General features: G+C 69.6%; 21 protein-coding genes. 1 reads left to right on the forward strand and 20 read right to left on the reverse strand.

Going from position 1 to position 25,576, the window contains the following annotated elements; all coding sequences use genetic code 11:
• Window positions 1-109: 109 nt before the first annotated feature.
• The 4 genes from RNB18_RS11420 to RNB18_RS11435 all read right to left on the reverse strand — a co-directional run bounded on the left by RNB18_RS11420 (window position 110) and on the right by RNB18_RS11435 (window position 3,569).
• Window positions 110-580, reverse strand: coding sequence for a GNAT family N-acetyltransferase (locus RNB18_RS11420; RefSeq protein ID WP_311713998.1), 471 nt, complete (start codon window positions 578-580; stop codon window positions 110-112).
• Window positions 577-1,521 (reverse strand): RluA family pseudouridine synthase, encoded by a 945-nt coding sequence (locus tag RNB18_RS11425; protein ID WP_311713999.1) that lies wholly within the window; start codon window positions 1,519-1,521, stop codon window positions 577-579. Before RNB18_RS11425 ends, RNB18_RS11420 begins: the two co-directional genes overlap by 4 nt.
• Before the next feature lie 49 nt (window positions 1,522-1,570).
• Entirely contained in the window at window positions 1,571-2,146 is a 576-nt protein-coding gene (gene lspA / locus RNB18_RS11430; RefSeq protein ID WP_057618500.1) for a signal peptidase II, read from the reverse strand.
• A 61-nt stretch (window positions 2,147-2,207) separates the two neighbouring features.
• Entirely contained in the window at window positions 2,208-3,569 is a 1,362-nt protein-coding gene (locus RNB18_RS11435; RefSeq protein ID WP_311714000.1) for a TraR/DksA family transcriptional regulator, read from the reverse strand.
• Between the two features lie 611 nt (window positions 3,570-4,180).
• On the opposite strand from RNB18_RS11435, the gene ileS reads away from it, so the two are divergent.
• Window positions 4,181-7,318 carry an isoleucine--tRNA ligase gene (gene ileS, locus RNB18_RS11440; RefSeq protein WP_311714001.1) on the forward strand — a complete coding sequence of 1,046 codons (3,138 nt, stop codon included), beginning with the start codon at window positions 4,181-4,183 and terminating at the stop codon, window positions 7,316-7,318.
• A 152-nt stretch (window positions 7,319-7,470) separates the two neighbouring features.
• On the opposite strand, the gene RNB18_RS11445 is transcribed toward ileS, so the two are convergent.
• The 16 genes from RNB18_RS11445 to rsmH all read right to left on the reverse strand — a co-directional run bounded on the left by RNB18_RS11445 (window position 7,471) and on the right by rsmH (window position 25,248).
• Window positions 7,471-8,676: a DivIVA domain-containing protein gene (locus RNB18_RS11445; RefSeq protein ID WP_311714002.1), complete on the reverse strand. Its 1,206-nt coding sequence runs from the start codon at window positions 8,674-8,676 to the stop codon at window positions 7,471-7,473.
• A 52-nt stretch (window positions 8,677-8,728) separates the two neighbouring features.
• The gene (locus RNB18_RS11450) at window positions 8,729-9,019 is read right to left on the reverse strand and encodes a YggT family protein (RefSeq protein WP_057618503.1); all 291 of its coding nucleotides are present in this window, start codon (window positions 9,017-9,019) and stop codon (window positions 8,729-8,731) included.
• A gap of 50 nt (window positions 9,020-9,069) precedes the next feature.
• On the reverse strand, window positions 9,070-9,711 hold the full coding sequence (locus tag RNB18_RS11455) for a cell division protein SepF (protein ID WP_266525569.1): 642 nt from the start codon (window positions 9,709-9,711) through the stop codon (window positions 9,070-9,072).
• Window positions 9,712-9,840: 129 nt separating this feature from the next.
• Entirely contained in the window at window positions 9,841-10,560 is a 720-nt protein-coding gene (locus tag RNB18_RS11460) for a YggS family pyridoxal phosphate-dependent enzyme (protein WP_311714003.1), read from the reverse strand.
• A 6-nt stretch (window positions 10,561-10,566) separates the two neighbouring features.
• Window positions 10,567-11,274 carry a peptidoglycan editing factor PgeF gene (pgeF, locus tag RNB18_RS11465; protein ID WP_394817606.1) on the reverse strand — a complete coding sequence of 236 codons (708 nt, stop codon included), beginning with the start codon at window positions 11,272-11,274 and terminating at the stop codon, window positions 10,567-10,569.
• A 17-nt stretch (window positions 11,275-11,291) separates the two neighbouring features.
• Window positions 11,292-12,488, reverse strand: coding sequence for a cell division protein FtsZ (gene ftsZ / locus RNB18_RS11470; RefSeq protein ID WP_311714005.1), 1,197 nt, complete (start codon window positions 12,486-12,488; stop codon window positions 11,292-11,294).
• 287 nt (window positions 12,489-12,775) lie between these two features.
• A complete protein-coding gene (locus RNB18_RS11475) occupies window positions 12,776-13,573 on the reverse strand; it encodes a cell division protein FtsQ/DivIB (protein ID WP_311714006.1) in 798 nt (265 codons plus the stop codon).
• A 19-nt stretch (window positions 13,574-13,592) separates the two neighbouring features.
• On the reverse strand, window positions 13,593-14,687 hold the full coding sequence (gene murG / locus RNB18_RS11480; RefSeq protein ID WP_057618508.1) for an undecaprenyldiphospho-muramoylpentapeptide beta-N-acetylglucosaminyltransferase: 1,095 nt from the start codon (window positions 14,685-14,687) through the stop codon (window positions 13,593-13,595).
• 6 nt (window positions 14,688-14,693) lie between these two features.
• A complete protein-coding gene (gene ftsW, locus RNB18_RS11485) occupies window positions 14,694-16,055 on the reverse strand; it encodes a putative lipid II flippase FtsW (RefSeq protein ID WP_311714007.1) in 1,362 nt (453 codons plus the stop codon).
• Window positions 16,056-16,075: 20 nt separating this feature from the next.
• Window positions 16,076-17,509: a UDP-N-acetylmuramoyl-L-alanine--D-glutamate ligase gene (murD, locus tag RNB18_RS11490; protein WP_311714008.1), complete on the reverse strand. Its 1,434-nt coding sequence runs from the start codon at window positions 17,507-17,509 to the stop codon at window positions 16,076-16,078.
• Window positions 17,491-18,564, reverse strand: a complete 1,074-nt coding sequence (gene mraY, locus RNB18_RS11495; protein ID WP_059206038.1) for a phospho-N-acetylmuramoyl-pentapeptide-transferase — start codon at window positions 18,562-18,564, stop codon at window positions 17,491-17,493. The genes murD and mraY overlap by 19 nt, the downstream gene beginning before the upstream one ends.
• Window positions 18,561-19,970, reverse strand: coding sequence for a UDP-N-acetylmuramoyl-tripeptide--D-alanyl-D-alanine ligase (locus RNB18_RS11500; RefSeq protein WP_311714009.1), 1,410 nt, complete (start codon window positions 19,968-19,970; stop codon window positions 18,561-18,563). Before RNB18_RS11500 ends, mraY begins: the two co-directional genes overlap by 4 nt.
• 4 nt (window positions 19,971-19,974) lie before the next feature.
• Window positions 19,975-21,495, reverse strand: a complete 1,521-nt coding sequence (locus RNB18_RS11505; protein WP_311714010.1) for a UDP-N-acetylmuramoyl-L-alanyl-D-glutamate--2,6-diaminopimelate ligase — start codon at window positions 21,493-21,495, stop codon at window positions 19,975-19,977.
• 202 nt (window positions 21,496-21,697) lie between these two features.
• Entirely contained in the window at window positions 21,698-23,674 is a 1,977-nt protein-coding gene (locus tag RNB18_RS11510; RefSeq protein WP_311714011.1) for a peptidoglycan D,D-transpeptidase FtsI family protein, read from the reverse strand.
• Between the two features lie 5 nt (window positions 23,675-23,679).
• The gene (locus RNB18_RS11515) at window positions 23,680-24,222 is read right to left on the reverse strand and encodes a hypothetical protein (protein ID WP_311714012.1); all 543 of its coding nucleotides are present in this window, start codon (window positions 24,220-24,222) and stop codon (window positions 23,680-23,682) included.
• A gap of 69 nt (window positions 24,223-24,291) precedes the next feature.
• The gene (rsmH, locus tag RNB18_RS11520) at window positions 24,292-25,248 is read right to left on the reverse strand and encodes a 16S rRNA (cytosine(1402)-N(4))-methyltransferase RsmH (RefSeq protein WP_311714013.1); all 957 of its coding nucleotides are present in this window, start codon (window positions 25,246-25,248) and stop codon (window positions 24,292-24,294) included.
• Between the last annotated feature and the right edge of the window lie 328 nt (window positions 25,249-25,576).

Below are 25,576 nucleotides of genomic sequence, written 5' to 3' on the forward strand. Positions count from 1 at the left end.
TGAGAACTCCGGGCAGATCGACAAATCTACGGTCACTTCAGTCTGCCCGCTTCACGCCCAGACCTTCCCGACCGCCGCTCGCCGTCTCCCGCCGACGTGAATCCGAGCGTCAGAGAACCCGTCGCATGGCCCGGTGCGGTATCCCCGCGTCCGGAAACTCCGGCCCGTACGCCACGTACCCGAGCCGCTCGTAGAACCCCAGTGCATGCGTCTGCGCATGCAGATCCACGGCCACGAGCCCACGCGCGCGTGCCGCGTCCTCGATGGCCCGCACAAGAGCCACCCCCACCCCGAGTCCGCGCGCCGCCTGTGTCACGGCGAGCCGTCCCAGCGACCCCACGGTCACGTCACCGCCGGTCTTCCCGGCCGCCGCCGCGCCGTACAGCAGCCGCCCGGTCCCGAGCGGCACCCCGTCCTCCCGCACCGCCAGCACATGCACCGCTACGGCGTCGTAGGCGTCGTACTCGATGTCCTCCGGCACGCCCTGCTCGCCGACGAAGACCTCCTTGCGGACCGTGAAGCAGGCCTCACGGTCGGCGGGATCCTCGGCGACCCGCACCACGTACGCGTGCGTGCTCACCCGTAGGTCTCCTCACGCACCAGGTCCAGGGCCTGCTGCAGATCTTCCGGGTACTCGCTCGCGAACTCCACCCACTCCCCGTCCCCCGGGTGCTCGAAGCCGAGCCGCACGGCGTGCAGCCACTGCCGCGTCAGCCGGAGCCGCTTGGCGAGCGTCGGGTCGGCGCCGTACGTCAGGTCGCCGACGCAGGGGTGGCGGTGGGCCGCCATGTGGACGCGGATCTGGTGGGTGCGCCCGGTCTCCAGCTTCACATCGAGCAGGGAGGCCGCACGGAACGCCTCGATGAGGTCGTAATGCGTCACGGACGGCTTGCCCTCGGCCGTGACCGCCCACTTGTAGTCGTGCTGGGGGTGGCGGCCGATGGGTGCGTCGATGGTGCCGCTGGTCGGGTCCGGGTGGCCCTGGACGAGCGTGTGGTACCGCTTGTCGACCGTGCGCTCCTTGAACTGCCGCTTGAGCGAGGTGTACGCCCGCTCCGACTTGGCCACGACCATCAGCCCCGAGGTGCCCACGTCGAGGCGGTGCACGATGCCCTGGCGCTCGGCGGCACCGGAGGTCGAGATGCGGTACCCGGCGGCGGCGAGCCCGCCGATCACGGTCGTCCCGGTCCAGCCGGGGCTGGGATGCGCGGCGACGCCCACCGGCTTGGCGATCACGACCACGTCGTCGTCGTCATGGACGATCTCCATGCCCTCGACCGGCTCGGCGACGATCTGCACCGGCGCGGCCGCCTGTGGCATCTCGACCTCCAGCCAGGCCCCGCCGTGCACCCGCTCGGACTTCCCGACCACCGACCCGTCGACCGTGACCTTCCCCGCGGCGGCGATCTCGGCCGCCTTGGTCCGGGAGAAGCCGAACATGCGGGAGATGGCGGCGTCGACGCGCTCGCCCTCCAGGCCGTCGGGCACGGGCAGGGTACGGATCTCGGGAACGGTGCTCACCCGTCGAGTATGCCGGACACCACCGACAGCCCCGACCGGCGCCTGTGGATCAGTCCTTGTGGACCGTGCCGTCGGGGTCGAGTCCCTTGAACGACAGCAGCACGATCAGGATGCCGCCGCACACGATCGCCGAGTCGGCGAGGTTGAAGACGGCGAAGTGCTTGGGCGCGATGAAGTCGACGACCGCGCCCTCGAACACTCCCGGGGAGCGGAAGATCCGGTCGGTGAGGTTGCCGAACGCGCCCCCGAGCAGCAGACCGAGCGCGATCGCCCAGGGCAGGCTGTAGAGCTTGCGGGCGAGCCGGGCGATGACCACGATCACGGCCGCCGCGATCACCGTGAAGATCACGGTGAAGGCCTCACCGAAGCCGAAGGCCGCGCCCGCGTTGCGGATCGCCTCGAACCTCAGCCAGTCCCCGACGATCTCGATCGGCTCGTGGTGCTCCAGCTTGGCGACCACGATCATCTTGCTGACCAGGTCGAGGGCGTACGCGAAGGCGGCCACCGTGAACAGCACGGCGATACGGCGCCTGCCCCTGGGCCGCGCCGTCTGGTCCTGCTCCGGCTCCGCCCCCGCCGCCTCTGGGGAATCCGGCGTACCGATGATGCGCTCCGCCTCTGTCACGTGAGTCCCTCGACCTAGATACCTGACTGAGGACGAGGGTACGACACGCCTCCAAGGACCCTCAGTACCGGCGTTCCTGCTTCTGCTTGCACTCCACGCACAGGGTCGCGCGCGGGAAGGCCTGCATGCGGGCCTTGCCGATGGGGTTGCCGCAGTTCTCGCACAGGCCGTACGTGCCGGCGTCGAGCCGCCCCAGGGCGCGTTCGGTCTGGAGGAGCATCTCGCGCGCGTTGGCCGCGAGGGCCATCTCGCTCTCGCGCGTGATGTTCTTGGTCCCGGTGTCGGCCTGGTCGTCGCCGGCGCCGTCCCCGGAGTCCCTCATGAGCCCGACCAGGGACTCCTCCGAGGTGGTGATCTCGGTGCGCAGCCGCAGGGCCTCGGCCGTGAGCTCCGCGCGCGCCTCGGAGACCTCTTCGGGCGTCCACGGGTCCTCACCCGGGCGCACCGCGAGCTCGCCGGGCTCCACCGCGGAGACCCGCGCGTTGGGTAGGGCGGTCTTCGCCGCCGTGGCCGTGCCAGGAGTCTTCTTCGCAACCACTGTCGTGGCTCCCGTCTGCTTCGCGGCCTCGGCCGCGCCCGCCTTCTTGGCCGTGCTCTTCCTGGCCGCCCTCTTGGTGAGGGTGTTCTTCCCGGAGGTGCCCTGCCCGGCGTCCCCCTGCGGGGCACCGGCCTCCGTGGCGGCCTTCTCCGCGACCGCGATGTCCTTCGCGGCCGTCTTCTTCCCCGCGGCCTTCGTCGCGGTCGTGCCCTTGGCCGCGCCTTTGGCCGCGGCCGTGTCCTTCGCTGCGGATCTCTTCGTGGCTGCCTTCCTCGTCACCGCTTTCTTCGTGGCGGCCTTCTTCGCGGCTGCCTTCTTCGCGACCGCTTCCTTTGTAGCCGCCTTCTTCGCGACCGGCTTCTTTGCGGAGGTCTTCTTGGCGACCGCACCCTTCTCGGCGACCGCCTTCTTCGCGACCGCACCCTTCCCGGCGACCGCCTTCTTCGCGACCGCACCCTTCCCGGCGACCGCCTTCTTGGCAACCGCGGCCTTCTTCGGCACCGCGGCCTTCTCAGTGACCGTGCCCTTCTTCGTGACCGAGGCCTTGCCGACGCCCTTGGTGACCTCTGCCGTCCCGCCGACAGGCGCCTCGGCCGAGGGTCTCCTGGCCGAGACCTCCTCCGCGGCCGTCTGTCCGCCGGGAGCCGCCGTGGAAGCCGTGGCCTTGGCGCCGCTCGCCTTCCGGGGCGCCACCTTCTTCGCCACGGCCTTCTCGCCACCCGCGCGCGTGCTCTTGACGGCGGCCTTCTTCGCGACGCTCTTCGCCGCCGCTCCGACCGCCTTCACGGCCTTGGCAGCCGCACCCTTGGCCTCGCCGCCGGCGGCACGGGCATGTGTGGACCGGCTCGACGCCGACTGCTGTACGGCGGTCTTCTTCGCCACCATGCCGCGGCCCCTTCACATATTGTGATCTTGCTCGCGAATCGTGCTGGGACGATAAATCGACTTGAGTCCCGCGGCAACGGGGCACGCCGCTCGATTCGCCCGCCCCGCGCGCGCGAGGCGCGAAGCATGCATGCGTTGTGCCCAGCTCCCCGCCAGGTAATCCGCCGGACCGTCCGTCCCGGAATCCGAACAGTCGTGCCGCTCCATTCGGGTCACTCAGGGCCCCACGGCGGCCTCCGTATCCGGCTGAGGAAAACCGGTCGGCCGCTGTCCCCCGGGCGCCGTACACTGGGCGGAGCGAAAAGCGTGGATGGGGACGAGTAGCGGCGTACGCAGCCCATAGCGACCCGGGGACGGTGGAAGCCCGGGGGCGAGCGCGACGTGAAGATCACCCCGGAGCCGCCGGAAGAAGGCCTTGGATCAGTGGGCTCCGCCCACGGACCACCAGGGCCGGTAGACCCGGCATCGCGGCCCCAATGAGGGGGCTCACCGACGCACACCAGGCGTCGGCGGGCCAAGGAGGGTGGTACCGCGGGAGCGCGCCGAAACCGGCGCACAGACTCTCGTCCCTCCGGACGGAAGGCAGCAAGTCCGCCGGAGGAAGCTCGCTGATGACAACGCCGACGTACCGCCAGGTGCCCGCCCAGGTCGACCTGCCCGCGCTCGAGCACGCGGTGCTCGACTTCTGGCGCGAGCAGAAGATCTTCGCCAAGAGCCTGGAGCAGTCCGAGGGCCGCCCCGAGTGGGTGTTCTACGAGGGCCCGCCCACCGCCAACGGCATGCCCGGCGCCCACCACATCGAGGCGCGCGTCTTCAAGGACGTCTTCCCCCGCTTCCGCACCATGCGCGGCTACCACGTGGCCCGCAAGGCCGGCTGGGACTGTCACGGCCTGCCGGTGGAGCTCGCGGTCGAGAAGGAGCTCGGCTTCACCGGCAAGAAGGACATCGAGGCGTACGGCATCGCCGAGTTCAACGCCAAGTGCCGCGAGTCCGTGACCCGCCACACCGACGCCTTCGAGGCACTCACGACCCGTATGGGCTACTGGACCGACCTCCAGGACCCCTACCGCACGATGGACCCTGAGTACATCGAGTCCGTCTGGTGGTCGCTGAAGGAGATCTTCAACAAGGGCCTGCTGGTCCAGGACTACCGCGTGGCCCCCTGGTGCCCCCGCGACGAGACGGGCCTGTCGGACCACGAGCTGGCGCAGGGCTACGAGACGATCGTCGACCCTTCCGTGTACGTCCGTTTCCCGCTCACCTCCGGTCCGCTCGCCGGCCAGGCCGCGCTCCTGGTGTGGACGACGACCCCCTGGACCCTGGTGTCCAACACGGCGGTCGCCGCGCACCCGGAGGTCACCTACGTCGTCGCCACCGACGGCGAGGAGAAGCTCGTCGTCGCCGAGCCGCTGCTCGCCAAGGCGCTCGGCGAGGGCTGGGAGACCACCGGCCAGTCCTTCACCGGCGCCGAAATGGAGCGCTGGACCTATCAACGTCCGTTCGAGCTCGTGGAGTTCCCGGAGCCGGCCCACTACGTGGTCAACGCCGAGTACGTCACGACCGAGGACGGTACGGGCCTGGTCCACCAGTCCCCCGCGTTCGGTGAGGACGACCTCAAGGTCTGCCGCGCCTACGGCCTGCCCGTCGTGAACCCCGTCCGCCGGGACGGCACGTTCGAGGAGGACGTCCCCCTGGTCGGCGGCGTCTTCTTCAAGAAGGCGGACGAAAAGCTCACCGAGGACCTCCAGCAGCGCGGCCTCCTCTTCCGGCACATCCCGTACGAGCACAGCTACCCGCACTGCTGGCGCTGCCACACCGCGCTCCTCTACTACGCGCAGCCGTCCTGGTACATCCGCACCACCGCCGCCAAGGACCGCCTCCTCCAGGAGAACGAGAACACCAACTGGTTCCCGGAGACGGTGAAGCACGGCCGCTTCGGCGACTGGCTGCAGAACAACATCGACTGGGCGCTGTCCCGCAACCGCTACTGGGGCACCCCGCTGCCGATCTGGCGCTGCGAGGACGACCACCTCACCGTGGTGGGCTCCCGCGCGGAGCTCACCCAGCTGACCGGCACGGACCATTCCGGCCTTGACCCGCACCGCCCGTTCATCGACGAGGTCACCTTCGCGTGCCCCCAGTGCCAGAAGACGGCCACGCGCGTGCCGGAGGTCATCGACGCCTGGTACGACTCGGGTTCGATGCCGTTCGCGCAGTGGGGCTACCCGTACAAGAACAAGGAGCTGTTCGAGTCCCGCTACCCGGCGCAGTTCATCAGCGAGGCCATCGACCAGACACGGGGCTGGTTCTACACGCTGATGGCCATCGGCACCCTGGTCTTCGACAAGTCGTCGTACGAGAACGTCGTCTGCCTCGGCCACATCCTCGCCGAGGACGGCCGCAAGATGTCCAAGCACCTGGGCAACACCCTGGAGCCGATCCCCCTGATGGACCGGCACGGGGCTGACGCCGTGCGCTGGTTCATGGCGGCCGGCGGCTCCCCGTGGGCGGCCCGTCGCGTGGGCCACGGCACGATCCAGGAGGTCGTCCGCAAGACGCTCCTCACATACTGGAACACGGTGGCCTTCCAGGCCCTGTACGCCCGTACGTCCGACTGGGCGCCCAGCGAGGCGGACCCGGCCCCGGCCGACCGCCCGGTCCTGGACCGCTGGCTGCTGTCCGAACTGCACGCGCTGACCGACCAGGTGACCCAGTCCCTGGAGTCGTACGACACCCAGCGCGCCGGCAAGCTCCTGTCGGCGTTCGTCGACGACCTGTCCAACTGGTACGTACGCCGGTCCCGGCGCCGCTTCTGGCAGGGCGACAAGGCCGCGCTGCGCACGCTGCACGAGGTCGTCGAGACGGTCACCAAGCTGATGGCCCCGCTGACCCCTTTCATCACCGAGCGGGTCTGGCAGGACCTCGTCGTGCCGGTCACCCCCGGCGTCCCGGAGTCCGTGCACCTGGCCTCCTGGCCGAAGGCGGACCTCTCCGCCATCGACCCGGAGCTGTCGAAGCAGATGGTCCTGGTGCGCCGGCTCGTCGAGTTGGGCCGTGCCACGCGCGCGGAGTCGGGTGTGAAGACCCGTCAGCCGCTGTCCCGGGCGCTCATCGCCGCGACCGGCTTCGGCTCCCTCGACAGTGAACTGCACGCGCAGATCACGGAGGAGCTGAACGTGAGCGCACTCGCCTCCCTCAGCGAGGTCGGCGGCAGCCTGGTGGACACCACGGCGAAGGCCAACTTCCGCGCCCTCGGCAAGCGTTTCGGCAAGCGCGTCCAGGACGTGGCCAAGGCCGTCGCGGGCGCCGACGCGGCCGCGCTCTCCCTCGCCCTGCGCGAGGGCATGGCGTCGGTCGAGGTCGACGGTGAGACGATCACGCTCGCTCCTGATGAGGTGATCATCACGGAGACCCCGCGCGAGGGCTGGTCGGTGGCGTCCGACTCCGGTGCGACGGTGGCGCTGGACCTGGAGATCACGGAGGAACTCCGCCAGGCGGGCCTGGCCCGTGACGCGATCCGCCTGATCCAGGAGGCCCGCAAGAACAGCGGCCTCGACGTGGCCGACCGCATCGCACTCCGCTGGACGGCCACGGACCCGGCCGTGATCGCGGCCCTGTCCGAGCACACGCCCCTGATCGCCGACGAGGTCCTTGCCACGGACTTCGCCCAGGGTGAGGCGGACGACACCTACGGCACCCCGTTCACCGACGAGGGCCTGTCCCTGACGTTCCGCCTGCGCAAGGCGTAACCGCGAGAGCGAAGGCCCGGTCCCCAGGAGGGGGCCGGGCCTTCCGCGTCTCCACGACACTGTGATCAACTCGCGTAAAAGGGCGAGGCCCCGGATCGAAATCCGGGGCCTCGCCCTGAACGCTGCCGACGCCTAAGGCGTACTAGAGGCCGTCAGTTGTCGTCCTCGTCGATGAGGAAGCCGCGCATCGGCGAGGGAGCCTGTCCCATCGGACCAGGACCCTGCGGCCGTACCGGCGCCATCGGCTGGGTCATCGCGGGAGACATCTGCTGCTGGCCACCGTAGGACGGGCCGGCCGGCGAAGGACCGCCGCCCATGCCCTGGTTGCCACCGTACGACGGCGCGCTCGCACCGGCCGGAGCCATGGAAGGCGCCGGGGACGGCGGCAGCGACGCGGTCGCCGGGGTACGCGGCGGAGCCAGCGAGTCGTCGGCCTGGGTCTCCAGCTGACGCAGCTGCGACTCGAGGTACGACTTCAGACGCGTGCGGTACTCGCGCTCGAAGCCGCGCAGGTCCTCGACCTTGCGCTCCAGCGTGGCGCGGGCGGACTCGAGGGAGCCCATCGCGACGCGGTGCTTCTCCTGGGCGTCCCGCTCCAGCGCGTCCGCCTTGGCACGGGCGTCACGCTCAAGACCCTCGGCACGCGAACGAGCCTCGCCGACGATCTTGTTGGCCTCGGAACGAGCCTCGGCGATCGCCTGGTCGGCGGTCTGCTGGGCCAGCGAGAGGACACGGGCGGCGCTGTCGCCACCGGGGCCCTGACCGGGGCCGCCCATCGGGCCGCCCATGGGACCGCCCATCGGGCCACCCATCTGCTGCTGCATGGGCGGCTGACCGCCCATGGGGCCCTGACCCATCTGGCCCTGGCCCAACTGGCCCTGACCCATCTGGCCCTGGCCCATCTGCCCCTGACCCATGGGGCCCTGGCCCATCTGACCCTGCGGGCCACCCTGGCCACCGCCGGGGCCGGCGGGCAGCTGCGGTGCACCGCTCGGCAGCTGGGGCGGGCCACCCATGGGGCCGCCCATCTGCTGCTGCGGCGGACCGGATATGCCAGCGGGTACGGGAGCGCCGGGACCTGGCCCACGCATGCCCTGCTGCGGCATTCCCTGTCCGGGCATGCCACCCTGCTGCTGGTCCTGCTGCTCCGGGGGCTTGCGCATGTTCTGCTGGTTCTGGGCAGCAGCACGCGTCGCCGCGGCCAGCTTGGCGCGCAGGTCCTCGTTCTCGCGCAGCAGGCGGGTCAGTTCGGCTTCGACCTCGTCGAGGAAGGCATCGACCTCGTCCTCGTCATAGCCTTCTCGGAGGCGGACGGTCGTGAACTGCTTGTTCCGCACGTCCTCGGGGGTCAACGGCATCTCTTCACCTCAACGTAGTCATCGGCAGTCGGCAAGACCGTATCGTCCACAGTCACCTCGCCAGGTTTCCCGTGATGGAGATGAGGATGTAGACGATGATCATCAGCACGAAGAAGGACAGGTCGAGCGCCACGCCCCCGAGACGCAGCGGCGGGATGAACCGCCGCAGAAGCTTCAACGGTGGATCGGTGACAGTGTAGGTGGCCTCCAGAACGACCACCATCGCCTTGCCGGGTTGCCACGAGCGGGCGAACTGGAAGACGTAGTCCATGACCAACCGGAAGATGAGCACGATGAGGAACACCATCAGCGCGATGTAGATCACCTGCGCGAACACGCTCATGGTCTGTCTTTCCCTCTCCCCTGTTCCGTACTTCGTTCCGGTTGTGCTTCTCAGCTCTGGTTGAAGAACCCGCCCTCTGCGATGCGGGCCTTGTCCTCCGCCGTGACATCGACGTTAGCAGGCGACAACAGGAACACCTTCTGCGTCACCCGCTCGATGCTGCCGTGAAGACCAAACACCAAACCGGCCGCAAAGTCGACAAGTCGCTTGGCGTCTGTGTCATCCATCTCAGTCAAGTTCATGATCACCGGGGTGCCCTCACGGAAGTGTTCCCCGATGGTACGGGCCTCGTTGTAGGTCCGGGGGTGAAGCGTGGTGATCCGGTAAGGCTCTCGTTCCGACACGACTTTGGGCATGATCACCGGTGCGTTCTTCTCCAGGCTTGCGCGTTCTTGTGTGATGGATGCCACGGGCGCGATGCGCGCGGGACGCACCGATTCCGCGGCCAGCGAAGTGGATCGGGGCACCGAGTCGCGCGGCACCGAGGACTGCACGACTCTGACCGATTCATCCCTTTCGGGCTGAAGTGCCTGATGTGACTGGTGAGACGGCTCATGCCGTCGGCGGTCCCGCTCGGGCTCCGGGTCGAGTTCCGGTTCGAAGTCGTCGTCGGGGTCGAAACCGCGGCCGTCGTACCCATCGTCCTCCACGAGGCCGAGGTAGACCGCCATCTTGCGCATCGCGCCGGCCATTCTCTGAGTCCTCCGCTCTGTGGTGGATCGGCTGACGACTGCCAAGTGCCCGCGATCCACGAGGTCGTTATGACCGCCTTTCGGCGGCAATGACCATATTTTCTGCTGTGGTCCGACTTCTTGGCGACGTTACCCGAGCCTGGGGCGGACTCCGAGTACCGCGGTGCCGACGCGCACATGTGTCGCCCCTGCCGCCACGGCCTGTTCGAGGTCCGCACTCATCCCTGCCGACACCATGTTCGCAGCCTGATGGGCTCGGCGCAGGTCGGTCGACAAATCCATCAACCGCTCGAACGCCGCTTGTTCGCGTCCCGCGTACTCCCCGGTGAGCGGAGCGACGGTCATCAGCCCGTCGAGCCGCAACCCCGGAGCCCGGGCCACGAGATCGGCCAACTCCTCGATTCCGCCCGGCGCCACGCCGCCCCGCTCCCCTCGCTCGCCCGACCCGGCGTCGAGCGCGACCTGGATGAGGCATCCCACTTCGCGCCCGGCCTTCACGGCCTCCTTCGAAAGAGCCGTCACCAGCTTGGAACGATCGACGGACTGCACGAGATCCGCGTAACCGACCACAGAGCGCACCTTGTTGGTCTGCAACTGACCCACAAAGTGCCAGGTAAGCGGCAGATCCGAACATTCAGCAGCCTTGGGCGCCGCGTCCTGGTCCTTGTTCTCGGCGACATGACGCACGCCGAGCTCCGACAGCATCCGCACGTCGCTCGCGGGATAGGTCTTGGTGACCACGATGAGGGTCACCTCCTCCCGCGCCCGCCCGGCGGCCGCGCACGCGGCGGCGATGCGCTGCTCCACCTTCGCCAGATTTGCGGCGAGTTCGTCCTTACGGTCCGTCATGTGCCATCAGTCCAGCCAGACATATCCCGCGAGTCGCCCCGTGGTGCGATCGCGGCGATACGAGAAGTGGTCGCCCGACTCCAGCGTGCACACCGGCGACTGCTGCCGGTCGCGCACCCCGAGCCGGTCGAGTTGCGCGTGCACTCCGGCGGTCACGTCGACCGAGGGCGTGCCCCAACTCGTCTCGGCGTGCGCCGCGGGTTCGACGGCGGCGACGTCGGCACGCATCTCCTCGGGCACCTCGTAGCACTTGCCGCAGACGGCAGGTCCGGTGCGGGCGACGATCCGGGCGGGATCGGCGCCGAGTTCGGTCATCGCGCGTAGCGCGGCGGGGACGACTCCGGCGACCATGCCGGGCCGGCCCGCGTGGACCGCCGCGGCGATCCCGGCGACCGGGTCGGCGAGCAGCACCGGGGTGCAGTCCGCGGTGAGGACGGCGAGGGCGAGACCGCGTTCGGCGGTGACGATCGCGTCGACCTGAGGCACCGGACGCTCGCCCCACGGCTCGGAGACCACCACGGCGTCCGCCCCGTGCACCTGGTTCATCCAGACCACCCGGTCGGGATCGATACCGAGCGACTTGGCGGCCAGTTCGCGATTGGTCCCCACGGCCTCGGGGTCGTCGCCGACCGCCCCGCCGAGGTTGAGCTCCTCATACGGAGCGGCGCTCACCCCGCCCCACCGATCGGTGAAGGCGAAGTGCGCGCCGCTCACGCTCTCGCTCCGTCCTATCACTTCAGGAAGTCCGGCACGTCCAGCTCCTCGGCCGCGCTGTCGGTGTAGCTCCGCGACGGCGGGACCGGCGGGGGGACCGGGAGGTCGGCGACCGGCTCCGGTGCGGGCTCCGGGTCCTCCTTCGGCGTGACGCTGCCGAGCGAGCCGAAGGACGGGCGGCTCTCGGTCTGCCGTACCGGTGTGGGCTCCTCGCGGCGGGCCGGGTTCGAGGACGAACCCATGACCGTCTCCCGGCGGGTCGGCGGCTGCCCCCCGTCGAAGCCGGCGGCGATCACGGTGACGCGGACCTCGTCGCCGAGGGCGTCGTCGATGACCGCACCGAAGATGATGTTGGCCTCGGGGTGGGCGGCCTCGCTGACCAGCTGAGCCGCTTCGTTGATCTCGAACAGGCCGAGGTCGGAGCCGCCGGAGATGGAGAGCAGTACACCGCGGGCGCCGTCGATGGACGCCTCCAGGAGCGGCGAGGAGATCGCCATCTCGGCGGCGGCCACCGCGCGGTCGTCGCCGCGGGCCGAGCCGATGCCCATGAGCGCCGAACCGGCTTCCGACATGACCGACTTGACGTCGGCGAAGTCGAGGTTGATCAGACCGGGCGTGGTGATGAGGTCGGTGATGCCCTGGACACCGGAGAGCAGGACCTGGTCGGCCGACTTGAAGGCGTCGAGGACGGAGACCTGGCGGTCCGAGATGGACAGCAGTCGGTCGTTGGGGATGACGATGAGGGTGTCGACCTCTTCGCGGAGTTCGGCGATGCCGTCCTCGGCCTGGTTGGCGCGGCGCCGTCCCTCGAAGGTGAACGGGCGCGTGACCACGCCGATGGTGAGGGCGCCCAGGGTGCGTGCGATGTTGGCCACGACGGGCGCGCCGCCGGTGCCCGTGCCGCCGCCTTCACCGGCCGTCACGAAGACCATGTCGGCCCCCTTGAGGACCTCCTCGATCTCCTCGCGGTGGTCCTCGGCGGCCTTGCGGCCCACGGCCGGGTTGGCTCCGGCGCCGAGTCCGCGGGTGAGTTCGCGGCCGACGTCGAGCTTGACGTCGGCGTCGCTCATCAACAGCGCCTGCGCGTCGGTGTTGATGGCGATGAACTCGACGCCCTTGAGACCGACCTCGATCATCCGGTTGATGGCATTGACACCACCGCCGCCGACACCGATGACTTTGATGACTGCGAGGTAGTTCTGCGGTGCTGCCACGTCGAAGGCCTCTCGCCTCGAGTTACGTGTCGCCGAACCAACGAGGCACTGCTGCCTCACGATCCGCCGACTGATGCCGAATGGGACGGTCCGTAGCGCCGACCCGAACCCTAACGCTGAAGTTTAGGGTTACCAGTGTGTCTGTTCCCTGGAGTCTTCTGAACAGGACACTAAGTCGACAAGTGGCGCACGTTCAACGAACACGCCGAACCTCCCGTTTTTCTTTTCACCCTATGTGATCAGCCGTAGCAGTGCCCAACCAGGGTGCTGGCCTGCGCTGATGTGCGTCAACTCCCTGCTGACGCAGGGGCGGTGGGGACGCTGACGTCGAAGTGCCGCGCATCGGGAGTGGCTTTCATGAGAGCGGCGAGCGTACGGGCCTTCGCGGCACCTTTCTCGCTGCTCCCCCAGGCGACGGTACGACCGCCCTCCAACTCCAGCGAGATGTCGTCGTACGAACGCACCTTGACGGAACGGGTCGCGTGCGCGACGGCGGCCGGAATGTCACGCGCCACGCGGACCGCTTCGCGCACGAGCCGGGCCTCGCCGAAGCGGCGCAGGCTCGCGGCGCGGGAGTCCGGCGGGGAGAGTGTCAATTCCAGTGCCGGGACGCCATTGGGGGCCTCAGAAACCGTGGCGAATCGGACGCCTTCATCGTCCACTTCGACGAAGTTTCCGCCCTTTTGGACAAGCAGAACCGGAGTACGCTCGGTCACTTTCAGCCCGATTCCGTCGGGCCAGGAACGAGCGACATCAACTGAGTCAATTCGGGGCAATTTCCGGAGCAGTCGTGCCTCAATCGCATCGGTGTCGACGGAAATCAGCGGCGATCCGACCGGGACGTCGGCGGCCTCGCGGACCTGGTCCGGAGTCAGCACCCTGGTTCCCGAGACCGCCACGCTTTCGACGCGCAGCCACTGGGAGCCGTACAACAGCCAGACGGTGCCCGCAGAAAGAAGCACGAGCGCCACGGCAAGAATGATGATCGTACGAAGCCGACGCACCCTCAACCGCCGCCGGGCAGGAGGCGGGCCGGACGACTCCTGCTGGCGTTCACCGCGCTCGGCGGTCGTCGATCCGGCCACGCCCACTCCCTTTTCCTCGCTACTGGCGTCGGTGGGAGGCGATCGCCTCGTACACCATGCCGACGAGCAGCTCGTCGGCGTCCCGGCGGCCGAACTCGGCGGCGGCGCGGGACATCTCGTACAGCCGGTGCGGGTCGGCGAGCACGGGCAGGACGTTGGCCCGGACCCAGTCCGGCGTCAGTTCCGCGTCGTCGACCAGCAGTCCGCCGCCGGCCTTGACCACCGGCTGGGCGTTCAGCCGCTGTTCTCCGTTGCCGATGGGCAGCGGGACGTAGGCGGCCGGGAGCCCGACGGCGGACAGTTCGGCGACGGTCATCGCGCCCGCGCGGCAGAGCATCATGTCGGCCGCGGCGTACGCGAGATCCATCCGATCCAGGTAACTTACCGGGATGTAGGGGGGCATTCCCGGCATCTGCTGTACGTGCGGCAGTTCGTTCTTCGGGCCGACCGCGTGCAGGATCTGGATCCCGGCCTGCTGGAGCCAGGGCGCGACCTGCTGGACGACCTCGTTGAGGCGCCGGGCGCCCTGCGAGCCGCCGGAGACCAGCAGGGTCGGCAGGTTCGGGTCGAGGCCGAACATGTGCCGGGCCTCGGGGCGGGCGGCGGCCCGGTCCAGGGTGGCGATGGTGTGGCGCAGCGGGATGCCGATGTAGCGGGAGTTGCGCAGCTTGCTGTCCGGCGTGGCGACGGCGACCTGGGCGGCGTACCGGGAGCCGATCTTGTTGGCGAGGCCGGGGCGGGCGTTGGCCTCGTGGATCACGATCGGCACACCGAGCCGCTTGGCGGCGAGGTAGGCGGGCAGCGCGACATAGCCGCCGAAGCCGACGACGGCGTCGGCCTTGGTGCGCTCCAGGATCTGCTCGGTGGCCTTGATCGTGCCGCGCAGCCGGCCCGGCACGGTGATCAGTTCAGGGGTGGGCTTACGGGGCAGCGGGACGGCCGGGATGAGCGCCAGCTCGTAGCCGCGCTGTGGGACGAGTTTGGTCTCCAGCCCCCGTTCCGTGCCCAGAGCCGTGATCCCCACGCTCGGGTCCTGCCTGCGCAGGGCGTCCGCGAGGGCGAGCGCGGGCTCGATGTGGCCGGCGGTCCCCCCACCGGCGAGTACGACATGCACCGAAATTCACCGCTCTCCGGACGAACGCGCCGATGGGGCGCGCCGTCGCATCGTGTTCCATCTCCGAGGCCCCCGTGCCGGCACGGCGCCTCCCGCCCGCTTTCTACCAAAGCGGGGTTGCCGCATCGAAAGCGCCGCCCGCGCGGCGGGATCGTCACGCGCGAACGCGATCAGCAGCCCGACGGCGAACATGGTCGGCAGCAGGGCGGAACCTCCGTAGGAGAACAGCGGGAGCGGGACGCCGGCGATCGGCAGCAGACCGAGCACCGCACCGATGTTGATCACAGCCTGAGCGGTGATCCAGGTGGTCACGCCTCCCGCGGCATACCTCACGAAGGGGTCCTCCGTGCGTCCGGCCACGCGGATACCCGCATAGCCTAGAGCCGCGAAGAGGGCGAGTACCGACAGCGTCCCCGCGAGGCCCAGTTCCTCACCGGTGACGGCGAAGATGAAGTCGGTGTGGGCTTCGGGGAGTTGGCCCCATTTTTCCACACTCGCACCGAGCCCGGAGCCAAAGATTCCGCCGGAGGCGAGGGCGTAGATGCCGTGCACGGCCTGCCAGCAGTCGGCGGCGCCGGACTTGGGCTCGGTGGCGCCGATGCAGGCGAGCCGGGCCATGCGGTTGGGGCTGGTCTTGATGAGCACGAACCCGATGAACGCGGCGACCGACAGCACCCCGACGAACAGCCGGGTCGGCGCTCCCGCGAGCCACAGCAGGCCGAACAGGATCGCCGTCAGGATGATCGCCGTACCCATGTCGCCGCCGAGCATGATCAGCCCGAGCAGCAGGAAGGCGACCGGGACGAGCGGCACCAGCATGTGCTTCCACTGGGTCAGCAGCTTCTTGTCCTGCTTGCGGGCGAGCAGGTCGGCCGCCCACAGCACGAGGGCCAGCTTGCCGAACTCGCTGGGCTGGATCTGGAAGGAGCCGCCGAGCGAGATCCAGTTCTGGTTGCCGTTGACCGACATCCCTATCCCCGGCACCTGCACCAGGGCCATCAGGAAGACCGCTCCGGCCAGGATCGGGTAGGCGAGCGCCCGGTGCAGTTTGACCGGCATCCGGGAGGCGATCAGCAGCAGTACGGTGCCGATGACGGCGGCCAGGAACTGCTTGCGGAAGAAGAAGGATCCCGGCAAGGACATCTGCAGAGCCGTGATCTGGGAGGCCGAGTAGACCATCACCAGACCGAGCACGGTGATCAGCAGGCTGCCGCCGAGGATCAGGTAGTAGGCGGTCAGTGGCCGGTCCCAGGCCTTGCGCGCGCGCGTGTAGAGCCGTTGTACGGGGTTCTCGCGCGAGGGCCGGGCGACGGAGGGGCGTCGGGACGCCCGCTGCACGGGCGGCCTGCCGGTACGGCTACTGGACATCAACGCCTCCGCTACGTCGGTCAGGAGCCGAGTTCGCGAACCGCCTCCGCGAACGCGTCACCGCGCTTGTTGTAGTTGGCGAACATGTCCATCGAGGCGCAGGCCGGGGCCAGCAGCACCGTGTCACCTGCGACGGCGAGGCGCGAAGCCTCCTGGACAGCCGCGAGCATCGCCCCAGTGTCGGTCCGGTCGAGGTCCACCACGGGTACTTCCGGGGCGTGTCGCGCGAGGGCTTCACGGATCAGGGCGCGGTCCTGGCCGATCAGCACGACACCGCGAAGTCGCTTGGCCGACTTGGCGACCAGCTCGTCGAAGGTCGCGCCCTTGGCGAGCCCGCCGGCGATCCACACGATCGACTCGTAGGCCGCCAACGAGGCTTCCGCCGCATGGGTGTTGGTGGCCTTGGAGTCGTCGACGTACGCGACCGCGTCCACGTCGGCCACGTGGGCGATGCGGTGGGCGTCCGGGGTGAAGTCCCGAAGCCCGTCCCGTACGGCCCTGGCGGGCACCCCGAATGCGCGTGCGAGGGCCGCCGCCGCAAGGGCGTTGGCGATGTTGTGCGGGGCGGGCGGGTTGACGTCGGAGATCTCGGCGAGTTCCTGGGCGTTCTTGTGCCGGTCCTCGACGAAGGCGCGGTCGACCAGGATGCCCTCGACGACGCCGAGTTGGGAGGGCCCGGGAGTGCCGAGGGTGAAGCCGACGGCCCGGCAGCCCTCCTCGACGTCCGCCTCGCGCACCAGGTCCTCGGTGGCCTTGTCGGCGACGTTGTAGACGCAGGCGACCCGATTGCCCTCGTAGACGCGGCCCTTGTCGGCGGCGTACGCCTCCATGGAGCCGTGCCAGTCGAGGTGGTCCGGCGCCAGGTTCAGCACGGCGGCGGAGTGGGCGCGCAGGGAGGGCGCCCAGTGGAGCTGATAGCTCGACAACTCCACGGCCAGGACGTCGTACTGCTCGTCGCCGAGCACCGCGTCCAGCAGGGAGACGCCGATGTTGCCGACGGCGGCGGTGCGCAGCCCCGCGGCCTTCAGGATCGACGCCAGCATCTGGGTGGTGGTCGTCTTGCCGTTGGTGCCGGTGATCGCGAGCCAGGGAGCCGCGTCGGGACCCCTGAGCCGCCAGGCGAGTTCGACATCGCCCCAGATCTCCAGGCCGGCCTCACGGGCCGCCGTGAACAGCGGCTTGTCCGGCTTCCAGCCGGGCGCGGTGACGACGAGTTCGGTGCCCTCGGGCAGGGTCGCACCGTCACCGAGGCGCACGGTGATGCCGAGCGCCTCCAACTCGGCGGCCTGCTCACGCGCGCGTGCGTCGTCGCCGTCGTTGACGACCGTGACGTTCGCCCCGCGCGCGTGCAGCACCTTGGCCGCCGGGATGCCGGAGACACCGAGTCCGGCGACGGTGACGTGCTTGCCCTGCCAGTCCAAAGGCTCCGAGGAGGTCACTTTTCTGCTGCCCATCCCGCGTAGAAGAGACCCAGGCCGACGATCACACAGATGCCCTGGATGATCCAGAAACGGACCACGATGAGGACTTCGGACCAGCCCTTGAGTTCGAAGTGGTGCTGGAGCGGTGCCATCCGGAAGACCCGCTTGCCCGTCATGCGGAAGGAGCCGACCTGGATGACGACCGACATGGTGATGAGGACGAACAGACCGCCCATGATGGCGACCAGGAGCTCCGTGCGGGACAGGATCGCCAGGCCCGTGAGGACACCGCCGAGGGCGAGCGAACCGGTGTCGCCCATGAAGATCTTGGCCGGCGAGGTGTTCCACCACAGGAAGCCGAGGCAGGCACCCATCAGCGCGGAGGCGATCACCGCGAGGTCGAGCGGATCGCGCACCTCGTAACAGGCGTTCGGGTTGGTCAGGCTGCCCGCGTTGGCGCAGGACTCCTGGAACTGCCAGACGCCGATGAACGTGTAGGCGCCGAAGACGAGGACCGAGGCGCCGGTGGCGAGGCCGTCCAGACCGTCGGTGAGGTTCACGCCGTTCGACATCGCGAGGATCATGAACAGCGCCCAGACCACGAACAGGATCGGGCCGATCTTCCAGCCGAAGTCGGTGATGAACGACAGCCTCGTGGAGGCCGGAGTGTTGCCGCGGGCGTCCGGGAACATCAGCGCGAGCACAGCGAAGCTGATGCCGACGATCAGCTGGCCGGCCATCTTCGCCTTGGCCCGAAGGCCCAGCGAACGCCTCTTGACGATCTTGATGTAGTCGTCGAGGAAACCGACCAGGCCCATGCCGCACATCAGGCCGAGCACCAGCAGGCCCGAGTAGGTCGGGGGGTAGCCGGTGATGACCTTGGACAGGAAGTAGGCGGCGACCGTCGCGAAGATGAAGGCGATACCGCCCATCGTCGGCGTACCGCGCTTGCTGCCGTGCGAGCGCGGGCCGTCGTCCCGGATGTACTGGCCGTAACCCTTGCGCGCGAGCAGCTTGATCAGCAGCGGGGTGCCGAGCAGGGTCAGAAAGAGGCCGATGACTCCTGAGAACAGGATCTGCTTCATCATCGGGCGGCAACCTCACCCTCGGCGTCGAGCAGCGCCTGGGCGACGCTCTCCAGACCGACCGAACGGGACGCCTTCACGAGGACGACGTCTCCCGGGCGCAATTCACTGCGCAGCAGGTCGACCGCCGCCTGTGCGTCGGACACGTGCACCGACTCCTCACCCCACGAACCCTCGTTATATGCGCCCAGTTGCAGCCAGGACGCTTCCCTGCCCCCGACCGCGACGAGCTTGCCGACATTGAGCCGGACGGCGAGCCGTCCGACCGCGTCGTGCTCGGCGAGCGCATCGTCCCCGAGCTCGGCCATCTTGCCGAGCACCGCCCAGGTCCGCCGCCCCTTGCCCATCGCCGCGAGCGCGCGCAAGGCCGCTCGCATGGACTCGGGGTTCGCGTTGTAGGCGTCATTGACGATGGTCACGCCGTCCGGGCGCTCGGTGACCTCCATACGCCAGCGGGAGAGGGAGCCCGCCTCGGAGAGCGCGGTGGCGATCTCACTTGCGGACATGCCCAGCTCATGGGCGACGGCGGCCGCGGCGAGCGCGTTCGACACGTGGTGCTCACCGTACAGGCGCATGGTCACTTCGCTTGCACCGGAGGGTGTGTGAAGCATGAAGGCAGGCTGTCCGCTGTCCGTGAGTCGTACGTTCTCGGCTCGAACGTCCGCTTCGCCGGACTCTCCGAAAAGGATCACCTTCGCCTTCGTACGGGATGCCATGGCACGTACGAGAGGATCGTCGGCGTTGAGAATCGCGGCGCCCCCGTCCTGTGCCGACGGCAGAGCCTCCACGAGTTCGCCCTTGGCCTGCGCGATCTGCTCGCGGCCGCCGAACTCCCCGATGTGCGCGGAGCCGACGTTGAGGACCAGTCCGATCTGCGGGGGCGTCAGATCCGTGAGGTAACTGATGTGGCCGATGCCGCGGGCGCCCATCTCCAGGACGAGGAACCTGGTCTCCTCGGTGGCGGTGAGGGCGGTGAGGGGCAAGCCGATCTCGTTGTTGAGCGAGCCCGGCGTGAACACCGTCGGCGCCTTGCGCTGGAGCACCTGGGCGATCAGGTCCTTGGTGCTGGTCTTGCCGGCGGAGCCGGTGAGGGCGACGAGGGTCGCGCCGAGCCGTCGTACGACATGACGCGCGAGGGCGCCGAGGGCCGTCTGGACGTCCTCGACGACGATCGCGGGCACGCCGACTGGGCGCTGGGCCAGCACGGCCACCGCGCCGGCCCGGACGGCTTGTTCGGCGTAGTCGTGGCCGTCGACGCGCTCCCCCACGAAGGCGGCGAACAGACTGCCGTCCTTCACCTGGCGGGAGTCGATGACGACGGGCCCGTGCACCAGCACCGACGGATCCGGTATGTCGTGCGTCTGCCCGCCGACGACTGAGGCGGTCTCGGCGAGAGAGAGGGCGATCACAAGTTCATCCCTGGGTCTTCTGGATGGCTTCTCGAAGCACCTGGCGGTCGTCGAAGGGACGGACCACCCCGGCGATGTCCTGGCCCTGCTCGTGGCCCTTCCCGGCGACCAGTACGGTGTCGCCCGGCCGCGCGCGGGCGACGGCTGCGGTGATCGCGGCGGCCCGGTCCTCGAAGACCTGGACCTCGCCGCGCTCGTGTACTGGCACGGACGCCGCACCCTCGAGCATGGTTGCGAGGATCGCGAGGGGGTCCTCGGAGCGGGGGTTGTCGGAGGTCAGCACGGCGGTGTCGGCGAGGCGGGCCACGGCGGCACCCATCGGACCGCGCTTGGTCCTGTCGCGGTCGCCTCCACAGCCCAGCACGACGTGCAGCCGGCCCTCGGTGACCTTGCGGAGCGCCTTGAGCACCGACTCGACGGCGTCCGTCTTGTGGGCGTAGTCCACGACCGCGAGGTAGGGCTGTCCGGCGTCCACGCGCTCCAGCCGGCCCGGCACGCCCGGCACCGCGGCGACACCGTCGGCGGCGGTCTGCGGGTCGAGGCCCGCGGCGGCCAGGGCGACGATCGCGGCGAGGGTGTTCGCCACGTTGAACGGCCCCGGCAGCGGCGACCTGGCGGTGATCCGCTCGTCCTTGGGGCCGATCACGGTGAACGTCGAGTCCATCGGGCCGACCTCGACGTCCGCGGCGCGCCAGTCGGCGTCGGGGTGGCCCTCGGCGGAGAAGGTGACGACCGGGACCGTGGCCTCCTTGACGAGCCGGCGTCCGTACTCGTCGTCGAGGTTGACCACGCCGAGACGGCTGCGTTTCGGCGTGAACAGCTGTGCCTTGGCCTGGAAGTAGTCCTCCATGCCGGAGTGGAACTCCATGTGCTCCGGGCTGAGGTTGGTGAAGACGCCGATGTCGAAGACACAGCCGTCGACCCGTCCGAGGACCAGCGCGTGGCTGGAGACCTCCATGGCGACCGCCTCGACCCCGCGCTCGCGCATGACCGCGAACAGGGCCTGGAGGTCGGTGGCTTCGGGCGTGGTGCGCTCGGACTTGATGCGTTCGTCACCGATGCGCATCTCGACGGTGCCGATCAGGCCGGTGGACCTGACCCCCTTGAGACCGCCCTCGACGAGGTACGCCGTGGTGGTCTTGCCGGAGGTGCCGGTGATGCCGATCTGGAGCAGGTCCCGTCCGGGGTGACCGTAGATCGTGGCCGCCAGTTCGCCCATGCGCGCGCGTGGGTCCTCGACGACCAGCACCGGGAGCCCGGTCGCGGCGGCGCGCTCGGCGCCCGCCGGATCGGTCAGCACCGCGACCGCGCCGAGGCCGACGGCCTGGGTGACGAAGTCGGCGCCGTGCAGGCGGGCGCCCGGGAGGGCGGCGTACAGGTCGCCGGGGCGGACGGCACGCGAGTCATGGGTGATGCCCGTGACCTGCGCGGCGTTCCCCGGCTGCTCGGCACCCAGCTGGTCGGCGAGCTCCGCGAGGGGTGTTGCGGAGACCCGGACCGGCCGGGGCGGTCCGGGATATGTCACGGGTGCGCCCTTCTGGGTGGTTTGGGACTGATCAGCGTGTGGCACGGCGGTGAGCGTACCGGGCACACCCGCTTCGGAGCGAAGTGAGGGGCGGGGGGCGCCTTGGTTCCCGGAATCGGAGGTGATCGTCGTCACGAGGTGGTTCCTGGTGGCCTTTCCGAGCTGCTGATGAGGTGCTGATGTGGTGCTGATGTGGTGCTGATCAGGGGGTGTAGGTGACGGGCAGTTTCGGGGCCTTCGCCCCCGTGGGCGGCACCTGCAGGGTCTTCAGGGCGAACTCCATGACCTGCTTGTAGACGGGTCCGCAGATCTGGCCGCCGAAGTAACTGCCGCTGGTGGCGTTCTGGATGGCGCAGTAGACGGTGATCCGGGGCTTGTCGGCGGGCGCGAAGCCGGCGAACGACGAGGTGTAGCCCTTGTACTTGCCGGTGGCCGGATCCACGCGGTTGGCCGTGCCCGTCTTGCCCGCGACCCGGTAGCCGGGGATGCGCGCCTTGGTGCCGGTCCCCTCCTCGTCGTCCACGACCGACTCCAGCATCCGGGCCAGCGTCTTGGCCGTCTTGGCGCTGACGACCCTTGTCTCCTTGGGCTTCGCGGCGGGTGTGAAGCGTCCGTCGGGTCCCTTCGTGCCGCGCACGAGGGTGGGTTCGACGCGGACACCGCCGTTGGCGATCGTCGAGTAGACGGACGCGGCCTGCATCGCGTTGAGGGACACGCCCTGGCCGAAAGGGATCGTGTACTGCTGCGAGGTCGACCAGTCCGCGGGCTTGGCGAGGATGCCCGGGGTCTCGCCGGGGAAGTCGAGCCCGGAGTAGCGGCCGAGGCCGAATTTGTGCAGGTAGGAGTAGAGGACCTGGTTGGCCTGCGCCTGGGTCTTGCCGAGCTGGCCGGTCGCCAGGATGGTGCCGATGTTGCTGGACTTGGCGAGCACGCCGTTGAGCGTGAGGTACCAGGTCTCGTGGTCGATGTCGTCCTTGAAGAGCCGGTCACCGCGGTGCAGCCGGTTGGGCACGATCACATGCGTGAGCGGGGTGGCGACCCCCTGTTCCAGTACGGCGGCCATGGACATGACCTTGGCGGTGGAACCGGGCTCGTAGGCGTCCTGGAGGGCCGCGTTGCCCATGTTCACCGAGCTCGCCTTGGACAGGTCGTTCGGGTCGAAGCCGGGCGAGTTGGCCATCGCGAGAACCTGGCCGGTCTGCGTGTCCTGCACTATCACGTACCCGCGGTCCGCCTTGGACTCCTTCACCTGCTCGGTGATGGCCTGCTGGGCGGCCCACTGGATGTCACGGTCGATGGTGAGCTCGACGTCGCTGCCCGGCACCGCGGGGGTCTCGGTGGAACCCACGGTGGGTACCTGGCGGCCGCCGGACTGGGCGTAGCGGATCTTGCCGTCCTTGCCGGCCAGCAGGGAGTTCAGCTGCTGCTCGACACCGCCGCCGCCCTTGCCGTCGGCGTTGACCCAGCCCAGTATCCCGGCGGCGAGATCGCCGTTCGGGTACACGCGCTTGGTGGTCGGCACGGACAGGACGCCCGCGAGGACGTTGGCCGTGCCCGGGTCGGTCCCGCTCTTGGCGGCGAGCGCGGACTTCAGGTCCTTGATCTGCTTCCAGACCTGCGGGGTCTGGCGGTTGGCGAGCAGCGCGTAGCGGAGTTTCTTGTCCTTGGGCCGCAGCTTCTTGACGATCGCCTCCTGGTCCTGCCCCAGGATCGGGGCGAGCAGGGCGGCGGCCTGCTCGGGGCCGTCGTCGATCTTCAGCTCCTCGCGGCTGAACAGCGTGGGGTCGGCCGTGATGTCGTACGCGTCCTCGCTGGTCGCGAGGGCCACGCCGTCGCGGTCGGTGATCCCGCCGCGCTCGGCGGCCAGCGTGTAGCCGACGTACCGGTTCTGTTCGGCCTTGGCGGCGTAGGTGCTCGCGTCGACGGCCTGCACCTGGAGCAGTCGTACGACGAAGGCGGCCAGCACCAGCGTCAGTGCGAGGCCGACGAGGCGCAGCCGGGGGCGCGGACTGCCCAGGCGGATGGTCTTGGGGGCGGCGGGGCGGGGCGCCGCGGGGCGGCGGGCCGGGCGGGCTCCGGGGCCCGGGCGCCGTCGGCCGACGGGGCGGGCGGAGCGCTCGGGGCGCGCGGGTCCGGGCACGCGGCGGCGCGGCGGTTGCCTGCCGAAATCGTCGGACACTTCCGTCACCTGCCGGGGGTCGGGGTCGTGGGGGGCGGGACGACCGAGGGCACGGCCTCGGGCGCTGGTACGACGGTCTCCGTCGGGGTGGAGCCGGCCGTGGGCGTCGGGACGGTCGCGCTGTCGATCACCTCGGGGGCGAGGACGAGCGGCACCCGCCAGGAGGCCTGTTCGACGTCGGAGGCGGGGGACGGGACGCCCTTGACGGTGCCGTCGGGGTCGAGGAAGGCCGGGTCTCCGCCGGGCACCATGCCGAGTTCACGGGCGCGGCGCACCAGGGCCTCGGGCGCGGAGTAGGCGTCGATGTCCCGTTGGAGACCTTGTTGCTCGTCGGTGAGGCTCTTCGTCTCCTTCTGGAGGTCGGTGAGCTTGAACGACCCTTCGCTGAGCGCGGAGTTCAGCACCAGCAGCCCGATGAGGCCGCCGCCGAGGAGGAGGACCACGAGGAGCACGAAAGGGGTGCGGGCCGCCTGTCCGGAGCCCGTCGGGCCGGGGAACAGGCGCGCGAGACGGGCCGCCCTCCCCCTCAGTTCGGGTTTCCTACTCACTCACCCTCCAGTGAGTCCGGTTTCCCAACTCACTGACGCGACTCGCGCGCCTCACGCACTTCACGCACTTCACTCGATGGACTCCCTGATTCGCTCGGCGCCCCTGCATCGCGCCGGTGCGGCCCGCCGGTTCTCGGCGATCTCTTCCTCGGTGGGAAGTTCGGCACCGCGCGTGAGCAGCTTGAGCCGGGGCTGGTACTGCTCGGGGACGACGGGCAGTCCGGGCGGGGCGGTGGTGGCGGCGCCGGCCGCGAAGACCTGCTTGACCAGCCGGTCCTCCAGCGAGTGGTACGACAGCACGGCGATCCGGCCGCCCACGGCGAGCGACTTCACCGCGGCCGGGATCGCCCGCTCCAGGACGGAGAGTTCGCCGTTGACCTCGATACGCAGGGCCTGGAAGGTGCGCTTGGCCGGGTTGCCGCCGGTGCGCTTGGCGGCCTGCGGCAGGGAGTCCCTGATCAGCTCGACGAGCCGGGCACTGTGGGAGAAGGGCTGCTTCTCCCGCTCACGCACGATGGCGGACACGATCCGCTTGGCCTGCTTCTCCTCGCCGTACGCCCGGAGAATCCGGACGAGTTCGCCCGGCGGGTAGGTGTTGAGGACCTCGGCGGCGCTCATGCCGGTCGTCTGGTCCATGCGCATGTCGAGGGGGGCGTCCTGGGCGTAGGCGAAGCCCCGGTCGGCCTCGTCGAGTTGCATGGAGGAGACACCGAGGTCGAAGAGGACACCCTGCACGCGCGCGATGCCGAGCCTGTCGAGGACGTCGGGGAGCTCGTCGTAGACCGCGTGGACGAGGATGGCACGCTCGCCGAAGGGCGCGAGCCGCTCGCCGGACAGGCGCAGGGCCTCCTTGTCGCGGTCGAGGGCGACGAGCCGGGCCTCGGGGAACCGCTGGAGCAGTGCCTCGCTGTGGCCGCCGAGGCCGAGCGTGCAGTCGACGACCACCGCTCCGGGCCGCTCGAGAGCGGGGGCCAACAGGTCCAGGCACCGCTGGAGCATCACCGGGACGTGTCGACTCTGACTCAAGGGGCCCTCTCAGGTCCGGCGCGGCCGTGCGCACCGCCGGGTCCCCGCCCTCCCTCCCCGTCGCCGGGGACCCCGGTGAAAGGGGAGGCCTGCCGGCGCCGGAAGCGTCAGCCGACCGGGAGCGGGAGGAGGCCGAGCCGTACGTACGCGCCGCGCACGTGGGGAGATCTCCGGAAAATCGCCGGGGTCTCCGGGGAAAGTCCAGCAGGGAGGCCTCGCCTCCCGCTTCGCGTCACTTTAGTCCACGGCCTCTCGCGGTCAATCAACCGGCCTGCGCGTCGCGCCCCGGTACGGACTCGACGCCATGAAAGGGCTCAAAACACCTGTT

The organism is Streptomyces doebereineriae, from assembly GCF_031845645.1.
In the GTDB taxonomy this organism is placed as follows: domain Bacteria; phylum Actinomycetota; class Actinomycetes; order Streptomycetales; family Streptomycetaceae; genus Streptomyces; species Streptomyces canus.

What these genes read in the sequence shown, in the direction of transcription:
- RNB18_RS11435 (WP_311714000.1), bottom strand. Translation starts at nt 3,569, where the DNA reads ATGGTGGCGAAGAAGACCGCCGTACAGCAGTCGGCGTCGAGCCGGTCC.
- ileS (WP_311714001.1), top strand. Translation starts at nt 4,181, where the DNA reads ATGACAACGCCGACGTACCGCCAGGTGCCCGCCCAGGTCGACCTGCCC.
- RNB18_RS11445 (WP_311714002.1), bottom strand. Translation starts at nt 8,676, where the DNA reads ATGCCGTTGACCCCCGAGGACGTGCGGAACAAGCAGTTCACGACCGTC.
- RNB18_RS11450 (WP_057618503.1), bottom strand. Translation starts at nt 9,019, where the DNA reads ATGAGCGTGTTCGCGCAGGTGATCTACATCGCGCTGATGGTGTTCCTC.
- RNB18_RS11455 (WP_266525569.1), bottom strand. Translation starts at nt 9,711, where the DNA reads ATGGCCGGCGCGATGCGCAAGATGGCGGTCTACCTCGGCCTCGTGGAG.
- RNB18_RS11460 (WP_311714003.1), bottom strand. Translation starts at nt 10,560, where the DNA reads ATGACGGACCGTAAGGACGAACTCGCCGCAAATCTGGCGAAGGTGGAG.
- ftsW (WP_311714007.1), bottom strand. Translation starts at nt 16,055, where the DNA reads ATGTCCAGTAGCCGTACCGGCAGGCCGCCCGTGCAGCGGGCGTCCCGA.
- murD (WP_311714008.1), bottom strand. Translation starts at nt 17,509, where the DNA reads ATGGGCAGCAGAAAAGTGACCTCCTCGGAGCCTTTGGACTGGCAGGGC.
- mraY (WP_059206038.1), bottom strand. Translation starts at nt 18,564, where the DNA reads ATGATGAAGCAGATCCTGTTCTCAGGAGTCATCGGCCTCTTTCTGACC.